The following is a 19,177-nucleotide window of genomic DNA, read 5'->3' as shown; positions in this document are numbered from 1 at the left end:
CTCTATGTATTCCATATCTTTCAGGAACATGACAACGGTTTGTTTGAATAAAGAAAGAGAGTTACGGCAAAACCAGTAATAGAATCGTCGCAGCGAGTCTATTGGTAACTGTTTTATTAATGAAGGGGGTAGGGAATTGAAGATTTTTGCGATAATTCTAAGTCTTTTTATTATTCAGGTCGCAGTAATTGTATTTATGGAGTTTCGTCGCCCGCAAAGGGCTTTGGCGTGGTTGTTCATTTCATTCTGTTGTCCGCCGCTGGGTCTGGCATTCTATTATTTTCTGGGCCGTGATTATAGACAGAATCGAAAATTAAACAAAAGATGTACTACACTATTTCGTGAAATTCGTTCGCATGTCTCTGGCAATATTAAGGTAGTAAAGGATGTTACTGAGAGTGGGAACGCTCAGTTTGAGAATAATAAGGGTCTATTGGGTTTGCTTTCTAAGATCGCAGAAGGACCAATTACTGGTCATAACAAGAGCAGGGTATTATCATCTGCGAGAGAAGCGTATGATGCTATGCTGGAAGCTATGGAAGAAGCGAAAGAACATATACATATGGAATTTTATATTTATCGTGATGATGAGATCGGTGAGCAATTTCAAGATGTTATGATTCGGAAGGCGCGACAGGGCGTTAAGGTACGCTTGCTTTGTGATGGTCTGGGCAGTCATAAATTAAGTCGTAGGTTTATTCGAACGATGAGAAATGCTGGGGTGGAGTTCCACTTTTTTTTACCTCCGATTAGTTCTCTGTTAGACCGTCGTTTTAATTTCCGTAATCATCGGAAGATCCTGGTGGTAGATGGCCTCGTTGGCTTCACGGGTGGAATGAATATAGGGGATGATTATTTGGGGAAGGATCTCAAAATGGGATACTGGCGTGATACCCATCTGCGTCTCGAAGGAGACTCAGTATATTATATTCAGTATGTCTTCTTAAAGGATTGGAGATTGGCCTCTGGCGAAAGCACAAGCCATCCGCGTCTGTTCCCAAAACATAATTGTGAGTCACAAGAAGCCGTGCAGATTGTAGGGAGTGGTCCGGATGCTGAAATGGACGCCTCTCAAGAGATGTATTTTGCCGCCTTATGTGCAGCTAAACAGCGGATTTGGATTACTTCACCGTATTTTATTCCTGATCCTGCCATCTGCCGGGCCTTGAAAAGTGCAGTACTTCGTGGAGTGGATGTAAGAATTATCATTCCTGCGAAGCCTGATAATGTGCTTGTCTATCATGCTTCTTTGTCTTATTTAGAAAATTTACAAGACGCTGGAGTGAAATTCTACCGCTATACTAAAGGATTTATGCATGCCAAAATCATGATTATCGATAATCTGCTCGCTACAGTGGGGAGTGCAAATCTGGATATGCGCAGCTTTTATTCTAACTTTGAATTGACTGCTGTGCTGCTACATCCTGATGCTATATCCCCTCTAGTCACAGGGTTTGAGAAGGATCAAAAGCACAGTGAATTTATTGATCCTGTAAAGTTTAAGGAGAGAGGGAGAATTGTCAAACTCGGTGAAGGGCTGTGTCAGTTGTTATCTCCGCTATTATGAGCGGAAAGAGGACTAAATCTGAATTTTTCGAAGGATATAACGTGTTCCATTCATTATTAGGGCTTATTTTGTGATATAATAATTGTATAAGAAGAAATGTAAGAAAGTATAGATTATAATTATACTTCCGAATGTTTCAACACTATACTGTTAAATTGTAGGGGGAGTTCTATGAATGTGAGTCCACAAATGATTGCCAAAGAGGAAAAGAACAAGCTGCAGAAGACCGGAACACATAAAATGGCTAAGTTCGCGCAGCGAATGATCATGTTATCCATTGGGGCAGCAATGATGGCTGTTGCACTTGAGATATTCCTCGTACCGAATCAAATGATTGATGGTGGGATTACCGGTATCTCCATTATTTTATCACATCTATTCGACATTCCTCTGGGGATTTTATTGACGCTGTTAAACCTTCCGTTCTTGTTAATCGGTTATAAGCAAATCGGTAAGACCTTTGCCTTATCTACCTTATATGCAATTGTGCTTATGTCTATTGGTACTTCAATGTTGCATCATGTGAATGCCTTTACGGTTGAGCCTATGCTTGCTGCCGTTTTTGGGGGGATCATTCTTGGTGTAGGTGTAGGGCTAGTTGTACGTTTTGGCGGATCTCTAGATGGTACAGAAATTGTTGCGATTCTAGTAGCCAAGAAGCTTCCCTTCTCTGTAGGTGAAGTTGTTATGTTCTTCAACCTGTTCATCTTATCCGGAGCTGGATTTGTGTTCGGTTGGAATAATGCGATGTTCTCACTAATTGCTTATTACATTGCATTCAAGGTAATTGACATTACACTTGAGGGTCTGGATCAGTCGAAATCGGTATGGATTATTAGTGATAAATTCCGTGATATCGGTGAAGCCTTGACGGAACGTCTTGGACGTGGTGTTACTTATTTAGATGGAGAAGGCGGATTTTCCGGGGAGAATAAGAAAGTGATCTTCGTGGTTATTACCCGTTTGGAAGAAGCTAAGCTTAAATCCATTGTTGAGGATTGGGATACTGGTGCATTCATCGCAATAGGTAACATTCATGATGTTAAAGGTGGCCGTTTCAAGAAGAAAGCAATTCATTAGCTTACCATCCTAAAAGGACGCCGCAGGCGTTTTAGCTTGGCACTTTAGTACTATTAACTGAAAGAAGGTATTTTTACGAATAATGGAGCAATAAATACGGTGAACAAGACTCGATATGCCGTATTCTTATACAATATACCTTCTGTCCTTGAGTGGGACGCCTGATAAGCCCGTAGCATGAAATGATGCTGCGGGCTTATTGCTGTTTTTAGGCTCATTATTCGTGGCATTCCATCCCTATGGAAGCTTAGCAATGAGTTGTTTGACGGGCTGCGGTGGCACTTTTTCCAAAAGATCTCCCATCTGTCGCAGGCGTTCCTCAATATTGAGCAGATGAAAATCAGTAGGAGATACGTTTTGCTGAACCTCTTTCCAGAGCAATGGTGTGGATACTGTAGCAAGCGGTCTGGCACGTGGTGTGTAAGGTGCAGCTAAGGTTTTGCCACTGTAATGCTGGAGGTAGTCAAAATAGATTTTATCTCCCCGATTCTTCTTCAGACGCTCCAAGGTGAATAAATCGGGGTGCTTTTCAGTGACATAACGACCCACAAAGTGTCCGATTTTTCGCAATCCATCAAAAGTAACGCCAGTCTCGATAGGCACGATGATCTGCACCCCGGTAGCCCCGGAGGTTTTGGGAACAGAGGATAAACCAAGGGAGGTTAGGACCGTCCCTACGATTGCAGTTGCTTCCATGATACGGGGTTCGACCTCACGTGACGGGTCTAGATCAATCATCCATTCACAAGGCATCTCGCTACCTACATAATGCAAAGAAGGATGGAACTCCAAAGCAGCCAGATTACCCAGCCAGATCAGCTCAGGTAAACCTTGCAGCTTGATATAGTTAATATTCTCGTGAACAGCGGTCTGGACAAAAGCTGGAAGAGGATCAGGTGCATTTTTCTGATAAAAGGACATTCCAGAGATACCATGCGGATAACGTATTACGGTTAGCAGCCGATCTCGACAATAACGCAGCAGATAGGGAGAGAGGGCGGCGAGCTTTTCCAGATAGATCCGCTTCGTAATCCCGCAATCTGGCCATAGCAGCTTCTCTGGGTTGGTGATGGTTATCTCTTGGCCCTCTACAGTAATTGTGCCTTTGATGGCTGCTGGCATCCTGAACCTCCTCTCTGTTATAGGAATGAGGGTATTATGTGCCAGTCTGTTCCTTTTCATGAAAAAAATATTTCCAAAGTGTCCCTTTTGGATGATTATAAGAGTTATAAGGTTATACGGTTATGTGAAAGGGGAGTTTGCTGATTTTGGACGGGATCGAACACACCGTCGTTCGGGTACAGGCAGGCGAGGTAGAGTCCTATGCCCTTATCGTCGAAGCTTTTCAAAAGCCGATTTACCGCTATTGCTGCCGGCTGCTTGGGAGCCGTACGGAAGCGGAGGATGCGGTACAGGATATTCTAGTGAAGGCATATCAGCATATAGGCACATATCGCCCTATCGCGAGCTTTTCTTCCTGGCTATATAAAATTGCCTATCATCATTGCCTCAGTCTGATCCGCAAACGCCAAAGACATTTGAAGATTATGGCGCTTTTTCAACCGGATCCTCCTGCAGAAAGCCCGGAACAGTTGATGGACCGTTACATATTTAACGAACATCTCACCTTTGCCCTCTTGAAATTGAAATTAGATGAACGAAATCTGTTAGTTCTGCGAATCTTTGAGGAACAGAGCTTCCCGGAGATTGCGGAGATCCTCGATAAGAATACTGATGCTGTGAAGAAGAAATACAGGCGTACGATTACGAAGCTTGGCAAAATGATGAATGCTCAAAAAGGGGGGACGGAATGGTGGGGCAACGAAGCTGTGTTGAAGAGAAAATGATAAAGAAAATGGACGCATTGGGGAACTGCGACGAACTAGATGTAAGAGCAGCAGTTATGAAGCGGGTAAGGGCAATTTATGATCAACAGAAAACGATGGACGGAGAAATGACGAACCTCAGAGGCGAGCTGGAGTCATTCGGAGAACCGGGAGATCCCGTTATGCAGATGCAAGAGAAGACTATCCCGCTTTCATCTAAATTTAGGAAAAGAATTCTCTCAGGGGTCTCCGCAGCTATATTGCTGGGGATGATCGGATTTGGTGCCCTTCAGCTGTCTGGACTTGGAGGTTTAACGGAGCATGGTAGCCAGTCTACAATTGATATCATCAAACCTTCGGATGGTTCCATTACCCTAGTGAATAGCGGAGGAAGGGTGGTTGTCCAGACGGTGCATACTAATAATAGTAAGCCTGTTGCCACGGCCTCTCCTGCGATTGAGAAGTATCAGACTTTATTAGCGACTTATAATGAGCAGGTGCTTGCCCGCTTGAACCCCGGAGAAATGGCTGCCTATTACGTGATTGATACTGAATTCACTAATTTGGTCAAAGGATTAGGCTATGGGAATCAATTGCAGTTCGCTTTCAATCCTCTTGTGTATTCGAAATATCAGGACTTCGTAAACGAATTAAAAGTAGCTGGCGATTTCTGGCCAGAACTGCCTTCCATACTCGACGATGGTTACGAATTCGAGCAAGCAACTTTTAAAGCCGCTTCTCCTTACGGGTCGATAGACACGGAATACAAAGAAGTTCTTGAACAATTTCAAAAGAAAGCTAAGGACGATAAAACAGGCCAAAAGCTGTTTATGGAGAAGATCGCTGTGAATGCCATAGAGAGCGCTGAGGTTTCCTACCATAAGGGGGATCAAAGAATTACACTATCCTTAATGCAGAGCGCTTTTAGGGGTTATCCAACGCAAGTGTCTATCTTGGAAGGTCAGACTGCCGAAAAATGGTCTATGACAGGTAATGGTAAAGAAGCAGTTTTTATCGCAGCGAGTACAGAGCAGGGGGCGCAGGCTTGGACTTCTCAGAATCGTTTGTATTGGTATGATGAAGCCAGCCAGACGATTCGTAGTCTAAATGATGGATTGAATAACATTTTAACCCGTGAACAATGGCAAGCGATTGCCAATAGTTTTATTCGCTAGCTACTGTTGTTCTATCCGTACATTATGAGAAGCTGTCTCTAAAGTAGTGAAATCTACTTGGGAGGCAGCTTTTTTTATGGAATAGGAAAAGTAATGGATTTTACTGTGCCATGTGACGATATGCCACGCGTAGTGTTCTATGCTACTGGTTGGGGCGGTGGGCGATGTGCTATGTGTGATCTACTTGTTTTAAACTAATTAGGGAAAAACTCCCTAAAAATAACCGATATTCGCTCTAAATGAACGAAATCAGGGAATTCCTCCCTAATAATCATAGGAATTTCTTTATTCGTTGCCGAATAGGCCAAATTTCAGGGAAGTTTTCCCTAATTACAAGGCCGATGAACAGAAATCTCTGAATTTTAGGGAGAAATTCCCCAATTACTCTATAGGTGTTTCACATATTGCATCACTTGGTGCGTCACTTGTAATGTTAAGAACAAAAAAAGAGGCTGTCCCAAAAGCCATGATGGTTGCTTGGGGCGGCCTCTTTTTTGTAAGAAAATGTCCCTTTTTCTCATGCTGGAGTGTTATAGAAGTGTAGTTGAAAACAGGGTGAGCTTACATTCACCCTTTTAGAAGGAGAGGATGTTAGAAATTGAAGCTCAATAATGATTTCAAAAAAACACTGATCGTACTCTCGGCAGCAACCTTGTTAGGAACAGGAGTAGTTGTAAGTGTGGTTGGGCCTGGCTTGTTTCTTTCGGTCGCGGCGGCAGCAGAACAGCAGACTTCAGCATCAACCAATCAGAATCCTCAAAGGGAATTACAGGCGATCGTAGCAAGCTTGAAGGAAGGTACGCTTTTGGCCTACTACGTACGTGACAAAGTCTCCAACCCTCAGGATACGATCAGCTTCTCTGGCAAAGGATTTGTTTTTAAAGACTACAAATCCTTTGCTGCTAAATTCAAAGCGTTGAAGGGTCCAACTACTCCACAGCCTGGAAATCTTCCTAAGGGCTTCGCTCTGGCGACAGCCATCATTTATCCACCGTCTGTAGCAAACGATTCAGAGCTGTATTTACAATTAGAGCAGGAACTAAAGGCAGCAGCGGCGGCAGGTGATCCCAACAAACAGTTGTTTAGCAAGATCATCAGCTGGAGCCAGACGAACTTGTCTATGCAGCTGTATGCCAAAGGAAAAGCCAATTTTAGTATTGTAACTGGAGTGCCGCCCGCCAAACTTCCCGAAGGAGCTGTGCCTTTTGTACGAGCTTCGGAAACTAAGAAAGAACTGACGGTCAACGGTAGGAAAGTAATTCTTACAACTGATTCGGCTAAAGAAGCGAGTTTCAACACTAAGCTAGTGTGGCTCGATAAATCAGGCGCGATACAATATACCCTTTCAGACAATCGGGTCAGTAAACTGACGACAAATGAAATGTTGGCTGTAGCTAAAAGCATGATCAAATAACCAAGGGGTTAAAGGAGGATATTATAAAGATGATTAAACAAAGTGCGGCTATCACGGTTTTGAGTCTGCTAGTGTTAATGAGCGCGGTAAGTGGAACAGCAGGCGCAGTGCCTGCAGGGAGCAATAATAAAAGCAAAGGTACGGTTCCGGTTGAGCAGAAATCACCACCGGTATCGCCAACGATTAAGGATTTGATTGCCAAAGAATATGCTGTTCCCCTACAAACGGGAGAAATTAAGGCTCTCTATGTTAATGACAAAAAATCTAATCCAGAGGATGATTTGAGTGTAAGCTATATGCCATACAGATTCAGCTCTATAAACGAAGCAGCACAGAAGCTATCTTCATTAACTGGGAATTCACTCCTGATACCCGTTGCTCTACCAGACGAATATAAGCTGCAGGATGTCGTTTTAAATCCAGTGCTTCCGAAGTTTTTCAGTACAGAGTATAAAACCCTCAGAGATCAGGTGAAAGCTAAAGCACAAGCTGCTGGTAAAAAAGTGATTTCACAAAGCTTAAAGTGGAGCGATACAGAAACCTCTATCACTTATCTGCGAAATGGAGAGAGATTGAATCTAAAATCAGCTCCAGCATATACACTTCCGGAAGGAGTTACTTTAGCGCAGCTGCCTGGTGACCAGGATGAAAATTTGACCATCAACGGGGTTGAAGCAGTTTACACGGTGTTTGGTCCTCACCATGGAGATCTAAAAGTCCAGCTTGTATGGTCCAGTGCGGATGGAAGTATTGATTATACGCTTACGAATACGAAAAATACTGCGCAGACAAAAGCAGAGCTGGAGACCATTGTAACGAGTCTTACAGCGCAATAAGAAACGTCCTCTCGATAAATTCGAGAGGACGTTTTTTTGGAAAGAGTTTATCCTTTTTGCTCCATAGTACATGATTCGGGAGGAAGATCTACCCTAGCTTGAGTAACCGGCTGACGAAGAGTGCCTGAGGTATTCCATTCCAAAAAATGAACTTTGAAGACAAGCTTCGGTTTTATCCAAAAAGCACCCTTCCCTCGCTGGGGATCAGCTGTAAAGGGCATTTGATCTATTTTTAAATGCTGTACCTCTGCAGTTAAGTCGCGTTTATCCTGTACAGTCAATTTTCCTGGCCCGGCATGTCCGATATAATGCAAATTCCCTTTATCATCATACAGCCCAAGAAGTAGCGCATTGACGATGCCGTCTCGGAACGTTACACCCCCGGCTACTGCCGTAAGATCAGAAATGATTTTGCGTTTCTGCCAGCGTTTATCTTTTCCACCGGGAGCATAAGTACTGTTGATATCCTTACAGACGATTCCCTCTAAGCTCTGACTCTGAGCAGCGGCGAATAATTCTGTGGGATCGGTATAACTGGGTACGGCCTGAACATGGGGATGCGGCAGCAGAATATCGTTTAGCAGCTGCTGCCGTGAGAATAAAGGCTGATCCATCGTCGATTGGCCATTATAAAACAGAATATCAAAAATCATATAAATGACAGGAACCTGATGCCTAACGACGGAAATGGTGGAGCCATTCTTTAAGCTGTCCCTCCGCATTACCTCGTGAAATGAGGGCTTGCCGTCCTTGAGTGCAATGATTTCACCATCAAGAATAACGGAATCAGCCTTGCAGTAAGCAGATACATCAGTAAGCTCAGGATATTGCGCTGTACGGTAATTTCCACGTCTGTTAATAAGCTGAGTAGTGCTTCCGTTGTAATAGGACAACATGCGAACGCCATCCCATTTAATCTGTGCAATCCACTGGTTGCCTGCTGGAAGCTGCCCAGCCAGTATAGGTTCAAAAGGAATAATAGGCTGAAGCTTCATCAGCAGAGCCTCCTAAGATACGGTTGTTTTACTTTTTGGGCTGCGGCGTTTCGGTTTTGGTGCGATGACTGGAATCGGCCCGGAAGCTTCGTTTTGCTGATCGGCAGGCTCAGCTGCTGCTTTAGACTTGGCTGTTTTTCTTTTGGCAGCCGGAGCCGCTTTAGTTTTTGTTTTCTTAGTACCTGTTAATGAAGGACCCGGATCTGTAGGGATATGCTGTACAGCCTGAATACTGGCCTGCAATGCTGCCATTAGATCAATTACATTGCTTTCCTGTTTGGCAGGAGCGATATGAAATTCCTCGCCTGCAATTTTATGTGAGATTAGATCAAGCATACGCTGGCGATAATCATCGGTATATTTTGCCGGATCAAAAGGCGTGGATAGCTGTGAAATGAGCAGCTTGGCCATATCCAGCTCTTTATCATTCACCGTCCCTGCTTCGGGCAGGCCAGGCACTTGCGAGACCGGTCGCACTTCATCAGGATAAAAAATAGTCTCGATGGCGAGGCAATCCTCCAGCACACGAATAGCAGCAAGACTGCTTTTTGAACGAATCGATATTTTGGCGATGCCAATTTTACCAGTTTGACGCATGGCCTCCATAAGAAGCCGATATGCATTTGTCCCAGCCTGATCCGGAGATAAGTAATAGGTTTTTTGAAAATAAATTGGATCGATCTCCGTCAGATCAACAAAGTCGAGTATGGTAATGCTTTTGCTGCTTTCGTCGGTCAATTGATCCAGTTCCTCTTTGTCGAATAGAACAAACTTCCCTTTTTCATATTCATAACCCTTGCCGATTTCTTCCCAAGCCACCTCTTTGTCACACACCGGACATTTACGTACATACGACAGTGGGCTGCCGCATTCCTTATGGATATAACGCAGAGAAATGTCCTTGTCTTCCGTAGCGGAGAACATTTTAACCGGAACATGCACTAGCCCGAAGCTGATGGCCCCTTTCCAAACGGTATGCATGAGAAACGCCTCCTGATCTAAGTTATTTGCTTTGGGTTAGTATGAGGCAGGACAGGCTTTTCTAGCCGGGTGCATTTTTTGTGAAGCATGGGAAAATATAAAATCAGGCTAATAAAGCTGAGGAGGAGAATACTAAGTCATGGAACCGCGTGGAAACGAGTGGATCGATGCGCTGAGCGAACAGGATATTCCAGCGACAGTTGTGGATTGGGACAGCATTATAGCTCCACCGGAAGCAAGTCAGGTCTCGGACTCGGAGAAGCTTGATGCGGAATCAACCCTCGAAGAAACTTCGCCATTAGAATCGTGAGATTTAGAAAAAATAAAGGAGGAGAACAGTGGTGGATGTCAAACGAGCACAGGATATTTATGCTTCTAAAGAGACGGTAAGTGTACATTTGGACGGAGAACCTGTTTGGATTGAGCATGTGGATGCACAGAACGGAATGGCTACGGTTCAAGTGGGCTCTCGACCAACGAATACGCATACGGTAGGCGTTGAACGGTTAGAGGAGCAAGATCATTAACAAGGTTTGTTCAAAGAGCTGAGATAAGCTAAATTACACTTTTATAAAAGAGACTCTTTATGCTTATTTTTGCGTAGAGGTCTCTTTTTCTATTGTGGACATACTGGCATGGAAGATTGAATTGGGACAGTTGTTGCGATGGATGGAGCATACCGATATAATTAATAGTAATGGTTTTTGGCAGGTATATTTTAAAAGGTGGTAGTTGTAGTTGGACAATACAGACGAAACGGTGTTCACTTACCGTTCTTACAGCCTCCAGGATACGGAGTTGCTTGCAGCTGCTCTAGCTACTGCTTCAACGCCAGGGATGATTATCGGCTTGGACGGGGATCTGGGCGCAGGAAAAACAGCATTCTCGCAAGGGTACGCTCGGCATCTCGGCGTAAAGGGGATCGTAAACAGTCCTACTTTTACAATTATTAAAGAGTACGAGGGCCGTCTGCCCCTATATCATATGGATGTATATCGGATTTCGCTTCAGGAAGCGGACGAGCTTGGACTTGATGAGTATTTCTACGGGCAAGGGGTCTGCTTGGTGGAATGGAGCAGTATTATTACGGATTTAATGCCGCCGCGGCATATGTATATATACATGGAAACAGTGGGGCCAGATGAAAGAATGATTACGGTGACCGGAATCGGGGAGCCGTATGGTGAGCTTTGCCGGCAGCTGATCCAGAAGTGGGGTTAAGGAATATGACGAATCAGAATACAGAGCCGCGCAAGCGGCTTTTAGCGCTGGATACATCAACTGCAGTATTAGGCGTGGCAGTTACAGAGAATGGGGAACTACTGCATGAAATAAATGCTTCCGGAGAACGGAATCATTCGGTGCATTTACTCCCGATCATTGAGCAGGCGCTGCAAGCAACAGGAACTACTGCTGCAATGCTGGACGGGATTTCTGTTGGTGTGGGTCCTGGATCGTATACGGGGACGCGTATCGCAGTTACCGCTGCCAAAACGCTGGCATGGGCATGGGATGTCCCAGTGGTCGGTATTTCGAGTCTACATGCAGTAGCATGGGGCGGATATCAAACAGCCCTCAAGAATAACGTGATGACCAAAGCGTCGGAACAAACTACCGAGAATAACAGCTACGGGCCTGATTGGATCATTCCACTAATGGATGCGCGCCGAGGACAGGTGTATTCAGGATTATTCGCAGCTGAGGGAAATAATGCTCCTAGCCGTCTTGAACCTGATGCCATCCGGCTGATGGCAGATTGGGTGGAGTACTTAGCAGAACGTTTAGGACAGGCTTCAGTCGAAGGCAATAAGCCCGCTGTTCTTTGGTTTGTTGGGGAGACTGCAGTTCATGGCAGTGAGGATTCGCTTCGTCCATTGAAGGATCTTGGTGTTCCTATTGCAGTTCCTTATGAAATGGAAGGCCGCTGGACAGGATTTCTCGGAGAAGCGCGGCTTCAGGTAGAGAAAGATGATATCCATAGCTTGATCCCTAACTATACTCAGATCTCAGAAGCGGAGGCCAATCTGCGGTTAAGCAGAGAAGGGGGCTTAAAGAAACCATGACGGAAGCGGAATCAATGATAGCTCAAGAGGCTGAACTTGTTTTTCGTTTGATGAAGCTTACGGATATTCCTGACATTCTTATCATTGAACGGGAAGCCTTCACGATGCCTTGGACAGAGGAAGCTTTTCGCAACGAGCTGACGCATAATCATTTTGCAAAATATATGGTTATGGAGCTGGCTGGTCATATTATCGGTTATGCCGGTATGTGGGCCATCGTGGATGAGGCGCATGTGACGAATATAGCCCTGCTTGAAGCCTATCGTGGACGTAAATGGGGCGAGCGTTTGCTCGAAGAGCTGATGAAGACGGCATCTTATGTGGGGATGAAGTCTATTACACTTGAGGTACGGGTATCGAACGAGGTAGCACAGAATTTATATCGTAAAAAAGGCTTTCGATCTGCTGGCACACGCAAAGGATATTATTCCGATAATCGCGAGGATGCGCTCATTATGTGGGCGGATCTGCCAGAGTACGAGGAGCATGGGAATATGGAAGGAAGCGTGGACTTGAAATGAAGACAGAAACGGGCGCAGCTCAGCCTGTACTAATACTTGCTATTGAGACGAGTTGTGATGAAACGTCAGTGGCTGTGGTCAAAGATGGCTCTGAAGTGTTATCCAATATCATCTCAAGTCAGATTGAGACACATCGCGCCTTCGGTGGCGTGGTACCAGAGGTAGCTTCCCGTAAGCATGTGGAAGTAATTACACTGGTGATAGAAGAAGCACTCACTACAGCAGGGGTTACACCAGATCAGTTGTCGGCGGTGGCGGTTACACAAGGCCCAGGTTTGGTGGGGGCTTTACTTGTCGGGGTAGTAGCTGCCAAGAGCCTTGCCCTCGCATGGGGTAAGCCGCTAATTGGCACACATCATATTGCAGGACATATTTATGCTAACCGTTTAGTGGCAGAGTTACAGTATCCATGCATGACACTAGTGGTGTCCGGCGGACATACTGAACTGGTTCATATGGAGCGGGAGGGTGAGTTTCGAATTATCGGACGCACCCGTGATGATGCCGTAGGCGAAGCATATGATAAAGTGGCACGAGCACTAGGATTCCCTTATCCCGGTGGACCTCATGTGGATCGTCTGGCCCGCGAGGCGACTGAGGTTGTACCGTTACCAAGGGTATGGCTGGAGCCGGGTTCTTATGATTTTAGCTTCAGTGGCTTAAAGTCGGCTGTGCTGAACGTTGTGAATCAGAGCAAGATGAAGGGTCTCACGCCAGATGTCGCAGGCATTGCCCGCGGGTTCCAAGAATCTGTGGTTGAGGTGCTGGTGGAAAAAGCGGTACGCGCTGTTAAAGCTACTAGCTCCAAGCAGTTATTGTTGTGTGGAGGTGTTGCTGCTAATGCTGGCCTGCGCTCGGCTTTGATCTCACGCTGTGAAGCGGAGGGCATTGAGCTTATTATTCCACCTCCGGTTTACTGCACGGATAATGCAGCTATGATTGGAGCTGCTGCATACGTGAAGTGGCAGCATGATGGCGGTACTCCGCTGGATATGGTTGCAGACCCTGGATTCTCATTGGAACAATGGTCTGTATCCGCCTATTGACATCATTTGGAGCTAACGAGTATAATCAGTTCAATTATACAAGGAAACGCGATGAGCGGAAGTAGTAAGGATACTCTGGGATAAGAGAGCTGCGGGTAGGTGCGACGCAGTCGAAGGGGACCTGAACTCGTCTGGGAGCGGAACGGTGGAAGCATTACCGGCAATTGTCGCCGGAACGTTCGTACACCGTCTACGGGTAACCTCCGTGAAAGGGTGGTCGAGTATCTAACATACTTGACCGTAGAGTGGATGTTCAATTGGAATCGGCAGTAACTTAACCGGTACAGAGCATCAACAAGAGTGGTACCGCGAAGGTTAACAGCCTGTCGTCTCTTGAATGAGATGGCAGGCTTTTTTGTATGGATTTTGAGTAGTGAGAATGTATATAATACACGCTAAGAACGGGAGTAGTAGGGAATGACGGTGAACAGAGAGCTGCGGGGTGGTGCGACGCAGTCACCGAAAGTCTTGAATCTCGCCCGGGAGCGGAGCGGCGGAAATAAGAGTACGCTGCCTACGGCTGTCCCCGTTATCGGACCTTTCCAGATATCCTGACTCCCTCAGGATGGACCGGGAAGAAGAGCTGGACGCAGCTTAATGGCTTGATTATATGAATAGCCTATGCGTCAAAAAGAGTGGTACCGCGGAGGGGTAACCCGCCGTCTCTTTATTAGAGACGGCGGGTTTTTGCGTTCTTATTGAAGCGACTCAGGTTATGGACTCAGGCGCTATATAAGACGCCAAGAGTGAACCTTCAGCACATTCCAAATTGTGCAGAGGATTCATTCGTATCAGCTGCCGGCAGCAGTGGGTGGGGAATTTAGCAGGGCCACAAGTCGACGTGTGGATCTGCGCTGAAGCATAGGTTAGGGTAAGGAATCCAATAAGAGGAAAACAGGAGGAATTCAGATGATTATTCCAGTAAAGAAACGTATACAAATTTTCGATACGACTCTGCGAGATGGTGAACAGGCTCCGGGTGCAAGTCTAACCCCAGAGCAAAAAATACTGCTGGCCTATAAGCTTGCGGATCTGGGTGTTGACGTGATGGAGCCTGGATTTCCGATATCGAGCCCTGGTGATTTTGCAGCAGTACAGACGATTTCTCGTAAGGTGCGAAATGTGGAAATTTGCGGTTTTGCACGGGCGGTTAAAGGAGATATTGACGCGGCAGTCCGGGCAACCCAAGATGCTGAACGCCGGCGGATCCACCTGTTCATCTCCTCTTCTGATATTCATTTGCAGCATCAATTGCGTATGAGCAGAGCTGAAGTCGTAGCCAAAGCCCGCGAGATGACGGCTTATGCGCGTCAATTCTCTGATGTCGTTGAATTCACGGCCATGGATGCTGCGCGAACAGGAATCGATGATCTGATTGAAATGATTGAAGCTGTTATTGAGGAAGGCGCTTCTATTATCAATCTGCCCGATACGGTCGGTTACGCATTGCCACATGAATATGGGGAAATGTTCCGTCGTGTGCGGCTAGGAGCAAGAGGTGGAGAAACGGTAAGCTACAGTGCCCACTGTCACAATGATTTGGGGCTGGCTGTAGCCAACAGTCTGGCAGCAATTGATGGAGGTGCGACGCAGATCGAAGTCACTGTGAACGGAGTCGGCGAGCGTACCGGGAACTGCGCACTGGAAGAGCTTGTGATGGCGCTCGAAACCCGCGGAGATGCGATTGGAGCAGAAACAGGCATTGTGCTTGATAAGCTGTATGATACTTCGCGGCTGATCAGCGGAGCGATGCATTTTCCAATCGCCTATAACAAACCAGTCGTCGGAAGAAATGCCTTCCAGCATGAGTCAGGGATTCATCAGGATGGTTTGCTGAAGGATCGTAGCACCTATGAGATTATGGACCCAGAGCGGCTGGGTATCCCGCGTAGCATGATCATTCTGGGCAAGCATTCTGGCAGACATGCGCTGAAGGACCGGGCGGCGAAGTACGGTATTACGCTGGAGCCTGCGGAGCTGGATGCACTTTATGAATCGTTTAAAGAGACCGCTGACCGCCAAAAGGTAGTCAGTGATGACCAGTTGCTGCAAATGGTGAGCAGTACAACTGGACAGCAAGCTCAGGTCTATGAACTGGGTGAGGTTCAGGTATTGGCAGGCAGTGCCCAGCGCCGGGTGGCCGCGGTTACGGTTCGCCATTTGAAGTCTGGACAGGAAACTTCTCATACTAGTACTGGAGATGGTCCGCTTGAAGCTATTATCGCTGCTATTGGGCAAGGCATTTCAGAGGATATCGATTTTGCGGGACTTGAGCTGCATTCACTTGGAAGTGGAGAGAACGCCCAGGCGGAAGCGGCTGTGATGGTAGAGTGGGAAGGTCTTAAATTTAGAGGCACAGCTACGCATCAAGATATTATCATGGCAGCAGGGATTGCCTATATTGCAGCCTGTAACGCTGCCTTGCTCTCTACACAAATCGTTTAATATACATCGACCCGCTGTCTGATTTAGAGATAGCGGGTTCTTTTTTAGCTTTTGATGACAGGTTTTAGGTGGGGTTATGTCTTTTGTCAAGTTGTGGACAACGTTATCCACATATTCTCTACGAATTGTGTAAAAAGTGCGTAAAATCAGCAATGTCAGCTCTTTTTAAAATGGCCTTATAACCATTTTTGTTAGCAATGAAACCTTGTGAGAATTGTGGATAATGTGGATAATTCGGTGGATAATAATTCCTGTAATTCGAAAATACCGATTTAACGCATAAAAAAAGCCCCTAAGGGGCTTTTTTTATAGGGAGTTATACACGAAACCTGTGCATAGAGCTGTGGATAACTCTTTATGAACAAAATAAGAAATATGAAAAAATATTTATGAAGCGGATTTTACATTATTCGTCAGCAAGGATTTCCCATTCGTTAAATAAATCGGTAAGCTGAGTTTTTTTGTTCTTCAGATCCTCTTCATGACCTTGAAGTGCTAAATAATCCTGATAAACTTCAGGTTTAGTCATTTCATTCTCTATAAAAGCGATCGAATCTTCTAGTGAGGCAATGCCTTCCTCTAGCTCAGCAATACGCCGCTTCCGGTTACGCTCTTCACGCTTGGCTTGCTTGTCCGCTTCGAAGGAGGAAACAGCGTTTTTTTCAGGAACTGCAGCATCCTTGTTGACGTTTTTGGCGGCTAATTCGGCGGCATCTTTCGCAATCTCTTCTAATTCTCGTTTTTTCTCGATATAGTCATCGTAGTTGCCAAGGTATTGATCGATCCCCTCGGGATGAAGCTCAAGCACCCGTTCAGCCATTTTATTGAGGAAATAACGGTCATGAGAAATGAAGAGCAATGTGCCCTCGAAATCAATTAAAGCTGATTCTAAAACCTCACGACTGACTAAATCCAAATGGTTGGTTGGCTCATCTAGGATGAGCATATTTGCGCCGCGCAGCATGAGCTTTGATAATGCAACGCGTGCTTTTTCGCCGCCGCTCAGCGCGGATATCTTCTTAAGAACATCTTCACCGCTGAAGAGGAAGTTGCCAAGGATCGTACGGATTCTGGCTTCCTCAATCATTGGATATTCACTCCATAGCTCTTCCATTACTGTGTTCTTTGGATTGAGGCGGGTCTGTTCCTGATCATAATAAGCGACCTTTACCTTAGTCCCCCAATTCACAGTTCCAGTTGAAGGCTCGCGGGTTCCGGTCATACACTGCAGCAGTGTAGATTTGCCAATACCATTGGGACCGATGAGTGCAGCAGTTTCTCCCCGGCGCAGTTCGAAAGAAGCGTCCTTGAACAAAGGTGGACCATCATTAAAGGCAACTGCAACATTACGTACTTGCAGCACTTCTTTACCAGACATGAAGTCAGGCTCGAAGGAGAAGCTGGCTTTCTTCAGATCGCCCATCGGTCGATCGATACGGTCCATCTTCTCAAGCGCTTTGCGTCTGCTCTGCGCACGTTTCGTGGTAGATGCTCGCACAATATTTTTCTGAACGAAATCTTCCATTCTTGAGATTTCATCTTGCTGTTTCTCATACTGCTTCATCCGTGTTTCATATTCGGCAGCCTTCAAATCTACATATCGGCTGTAATTGCCTGTATAACGCCGAGATTGATGACGCTCGATCTCTACAATAGTAGTTACAAGCCGATCAAGGAAATAACGGTCATGAGATACGACCAGAATTCCGCCAGCATAACTGCGAAGATAATCCTCAAGCCATGTTAATGTTTCGATATCCAGATGGTTCGTCGGCTCATCCAGCATTAAAAGATCGGGAGCCTGAAGCAAAATGCGGGCTAATGCGAGTCTAGTCTTCTGGCCACCACTAAGTGTGGAGATAGGTGTATCCGGTGGGAACTCGCCGAAGCCCATGCCGTGCAGTACACTGCGGATTCGTGTATTCATTTCATAACCGCCGTGATCCTTGAACCAATCTGATCGGCGGGCATATCTTTCGAGCAGTTCTTCGTACCGTTTTGAGTCCTCTGCCAGCTTAGGATCGGCAATGCTTACTTCCATCTCTCTTAGCTCAGCCTCGGCTTCGATCAGCGGTGCGAAAACTGCCATCATTTCTTCATGGATGGTTTTGTCAGATTGAAGTCCGCTATTTTGGGCTAAATACCCGATAGTAGTTTCTTTTGATTTATGAATTTGACCGCTGTCATAGGACATTTCACCAGCCAGAATTTGCAGAAAAGTTGATTTGCCGGCACCATTAACACCCACGAGTCCGACACGTTCCTTTTCATTTACCTGAAGGCTTATGCCGTCTAGTACGTTCTGTATACCATATGATTTTGTAATTCCTGTCGCTTGAAGAAGCATAACGATGAAACCTCCACCCTTGCATATTTCGCCTTGGCATTTATACCTCAGCCGTATGAACAACATATTCTATAGTTTACATGAAAAGCGTTTCCCAAGCGAGAGCTCGATATATCGGAAGCAGAGAATAACGACCTGGCCCAGAAACACAGTCCTATCCACCTTGGCGAACCGGGGAGAAGAGTGGTAAACTGGATTTACAAACAAGGATAAGCTTGGGATAAATATATGGGGGTGGCCGACGATGTCAAGCAAGGAGTCGGTGATCTCCAAAGCAAAGCAACAACTAAGAACTGAGAAGACCATCGCCCGAAACGAGCTCTCCTCGGACCAGAGAAGGGAATTGTCTTTTCTGGTCTGCAAGCATGCATCAGAGTGGCTGAAGACGAAAGACATAGCCTCACTGATGGCCTATGTATCTTTCCGTTCTGAACTCGATACCAACGCGCTTCTTACACAGGCGTGGAAGGACCAGCGCAGGGTACTGCTGCCGCGTGTCATTCCGGCAAGTGGTGCAATGAGTGTTCATATGGTAAACGCTTGGAGTGAGCTTGAGCCGGGGGCGTATGGTATCCATGAACCTATTGTATCCGGCAAAGATTCACAAGAGATTGAAGTTGTTACACTACCGGATGTTGTGTTTGTTCCGGGGCTGGCTTTTGATCTTCAGGGAGGCAGGCTTGGTTACGGCCGAGGATACTATGATCGATTGCGTGCGTCATGGGAGACGGAAGAGTATGCCGCTGCGAAGCCCCCTGTCTGGATCGGGCTAGCCTTTGGTATGCAACTGGTTCCGAAAGTGCCCATGGATGAGCATGATGCCTTTATGGACATGCTGATTACTGAAAATGGCATAGTGCACTGCCGAAAAGGAGAGTGAG

Annotated in this window: 18 protein-coding genes and 1 other annotated feature; of the genes, 14 read left to right on the top strand and 4 right to left on the bottom strand. The window is 45.9% G+C overall.

Annotated elements, in window-relative coordinates:
• Positions 1-136 precede the first annotated feature (136 nt).
• The gene (gene cls, locus ACFWMP_RS09685; RefSeq protein WP_379423287.1) at positions 137-1,567 is read left to right on the top strand and encodes a cardiolipin synthase; all 1,431 of its coding nucleotides are present in this window, start codon (positions 137-139) and stop codon (positions 1,565-1,567) included.
• A gap of 240 nt (positions 1,568-1,807) precedes the next feature.
• Positions 1,808-2,647, top strand: coding sequence for a YitT family protein (locus tag ACFWMP_RS09680; RefSeq protein ID WP_231573468.1), 840 nt, complete (start codon positions 1,808-1,810; stop codon positions 2,645-2,647).
• Positions 2,648-2,884: 237 nt separating this feature from the next.
• On the opposite strand, the gene ligD is transcribed toward ACFWMP_RS09680, so the two are convergent.
• On the bottom strand, positions 2,885-3,769 hold the full coding sequence (gene ligD / locus ACFWMP_RS09675; protein ID WP_379423285.1) for a non-homologous end-joining DNA ligase: 885 nt from the start codon (positions 3,767-3,769) through the stop codon (positions 2,885-2,887).
• 143 nt (positions 3,770-3,912) lie between these two features.
• On the opposite strand from ligD, the gene ACFWMP_RS09670 reads away from it, so the two are divergent.
• The 4 genes from ACFWMP_RS09670 to ACFWMP_RS09655 all read left to right on the top strand — a co-directional run bounded on the left by ACFWMP_RS09670 (position 3,913) and on the right by ACFWMP_RS09655 (position 7,898).
• Entirely contained in the window at positions 3,913-4,494 is a 582-nt protein-coding gene (locus tag ACFWMP_RS09670) for an RNA polymerase sigma factor (protein ID WP_042193362.1), read from the top strand.
• Complete coding sequence (locus ACFWMP_RS09665; protein WP_379423283.1) at positions 4,458-5,648, top strand: hypothetical protein; 1,191 nt, start codon at positions 4,458-4,460, stop codon at positions 5,646-5,648. Before ACFWMP_RS09670 ends, ACFWMP_RS09665 begins: the two co-directional genes overlap by 37 nt.
• A 598-nt stretch (positions 5,649-6,246) precedes the next feature.
• Entirely contained in the window at positions 6,247-7,062 is an 816-nt protein-coding gene (locus ACFWMP_RS09660) for a hypothetical protein (RefSeq protein WP_379423281.1), read from the top strand.
• A 29-nt stretch (positions 7,063-7,091) separates the two neighbouring features.
• Positions 7,092-7,898 (top strand): hypothetical protein, encoded by an 807-nt coding sequence (locus tag ACFWMP_RS09655; protein ID WP_379423279.1) that lies wholly within the window; start codon positions 7,092-7,094, stop codon positions 7,896-7,898.
• A 47-nt stretch (positions 7,899-7,945) separates the two neighbouring features.
• Here ACFWMP_RS09655 and ACFWMP_RS09650 read toward each other — a convergent pair whose 3' ends face one another.
• Positions 7,946-8,893 (bottom strand): ATP-dependent DNA ligase, encoded by a 948-nt coding sequence (locus tag ACFWMP_RS09650; RefSeq protein ID WP_339245198.1) that lies wholly within the window; start codon positions 8,891-8,893, stop codon positions 7,946-7,948.
• 12 nt (positions 8,894-8,905) lie between these two features.
• Positions 8,906-9,874, bottom strand: a complete 969-nt coding sequence (ku, locus tag ACFWMP_RS09645) for a non-homologous end joining protein Ku (RefSeq protein WP_379423276.1) — start codon at positions 9,872-9,874, stop codon at positions 8,906-8,908.
• A gap of 139 nt (positions 9,875-10,013) precedes the next feature.
• Here ku and ACFWMP_RS09640 point away from each other — a divergent pair, with 139 nt between their 5' ends.
• The 7 genes from ACFWMP_RS09640 (at position 10,014) to ACFWMP_RS09610 (ending at position 15,949) form a co-directional block, all read left to right on the top strand.
• A complete protein-coding gene (locus ACFWMP_RS09640; protein ID WP_156113056.1) occupies positions 10,014-10,184 on the top strand; it encodes a hypothetical protein in 171 nt (56 codons plus the stop codon).
• Between the two features lie 31 nt (positions 10,185-10,215).
• Positions 10,216-10,401, top strand: a complete 186-nt coding sequence (locus ACFWMP_RS09635; RefSeq protein WP_042193364.1) for an H-type small acid-soluble spore protein — start codon at positions 10,216-10,218, stop codon at positions 10,399-10,401.
• Between the two features lie 211 nt (positions 10,402-10,612).
• Positions 10,613-11,095, top strand: coding sequence for a tRNA (adenosine(37)-N6)-threonylcarbamoyltransferase complex ATPase subunit type 1 TsaE (gene tsaE, locus ACFWMP_RS09630; protein ID WP_379423273.1), 483 nt, complete (start codon positions 10,613-10,615; stop codon positions 11,093-11,095).
• 5 nt (positions 11,096-11,100) lie between these two features.
• On the top strand, positions 11,101-11,937 hold the full coding sequence (gene tsaB, locus ACFWMP_RS09625; RefSeq protein ID WP_042185261.1) for a tRNA (adenosine(37)-N6)-threonylcarbamoyltransferase complex dimerization subunit type 1 TsaB: 837 nt from the start codon (positions 11,101-11,103) through the stop codon (positions 11,935-11,937).
• A complete protein-coding gene (rimI, locus tag ACFWMP_RS09620) occupies positions 11,934-12,458 on the top strand; it encodes a ribosomal protein S18-alanine N-acetyltransferase (protein ID WP_042185263.1) in 525 nt (174 codons plus the stop codon). Before tsaB ends, rimI begins: the two co-directional genes overlap by 4 nt.
• Positions 12,455-13,504, top strand: coding sequence for a tRNA (adenosine(37)-N6)-threonylcarbamoyltransferase complex transferase subunit TsaD (tsaD, locus tag ACFWMP_RS09615; protein WP_379423269.1), 1,050 nt, complete (start codon positions 12,455-12,457; stop codon positions 13,502-13,504). The genes rimI and tsaD overlap by 4 nt, the downstream gene beginning before the upstream one ends.
• 388 nt (positions 13,505-13,892) lie before the next feature.
• Positions 13,893-14,174: a binding site (T-box leader), on the top strand.
• A 239-nt stretch (positions 14,175-14,413) separates the two neighbouring features.
• A complete protein-coding gene (locus ACFWMP_RS09610; RefSeq protein ID WP_042185267.1) occupies positions 14,414-15,949 on the top strand; it encodes a 2-isopropylmalate synthase in 1,536 nt (511 codons plus the stop codon).
• A 406-nt stretch (positions 15,950-16,355) separates the two neighbouring features.
• On the opposite strand, the gene ACFWMP_RS09605 is transcribed toward ACFWMP_RS09610, so the two are convergent.
• A complete protein-coding gene (locus ACFWMP_RS09605; RefSeq protein WP_042185269.1) occupies positions 16,356-18,296 on the bottom strand; it encodes an ABC-F family ATP-binding cassette domain-containing protein in 1,941 nt (646 codons plus the stop codon).
• Between the two features lie 244 nt (positions 18,297-18,540).
• Between ACFWMP_RS09605 and ACFWMP_RS09600 the strand changes: the two genes are divergently transcribed.
• Positions 18,541-19,176, top strand: coding sequence for a 5-formyltetrahydrofolate cyclo-ligase (locus ACFWMP_RS09600; RefSeq protein ID WP_042185271.1), 636 nt, complete (start codon positions 18,541-18,543; stop codon positions 19,174-19,176).
• Position 19,177 lies beyond the last annotated feature (1 nt).

The organism is Paenibacillus sp. NPDC058367 (assembly GCF_042723305.1).
GTDB lineage: Bacteria > Bacillota > Bacilli > Paenibacillales > Paenibacillaceae > Paenibacillus_AQ.
The sequence above is the reverse complement of the archived record's forward strand: the minus strand, read 5'-3'. Positions and strand labels throughout refer to the sequence as shown.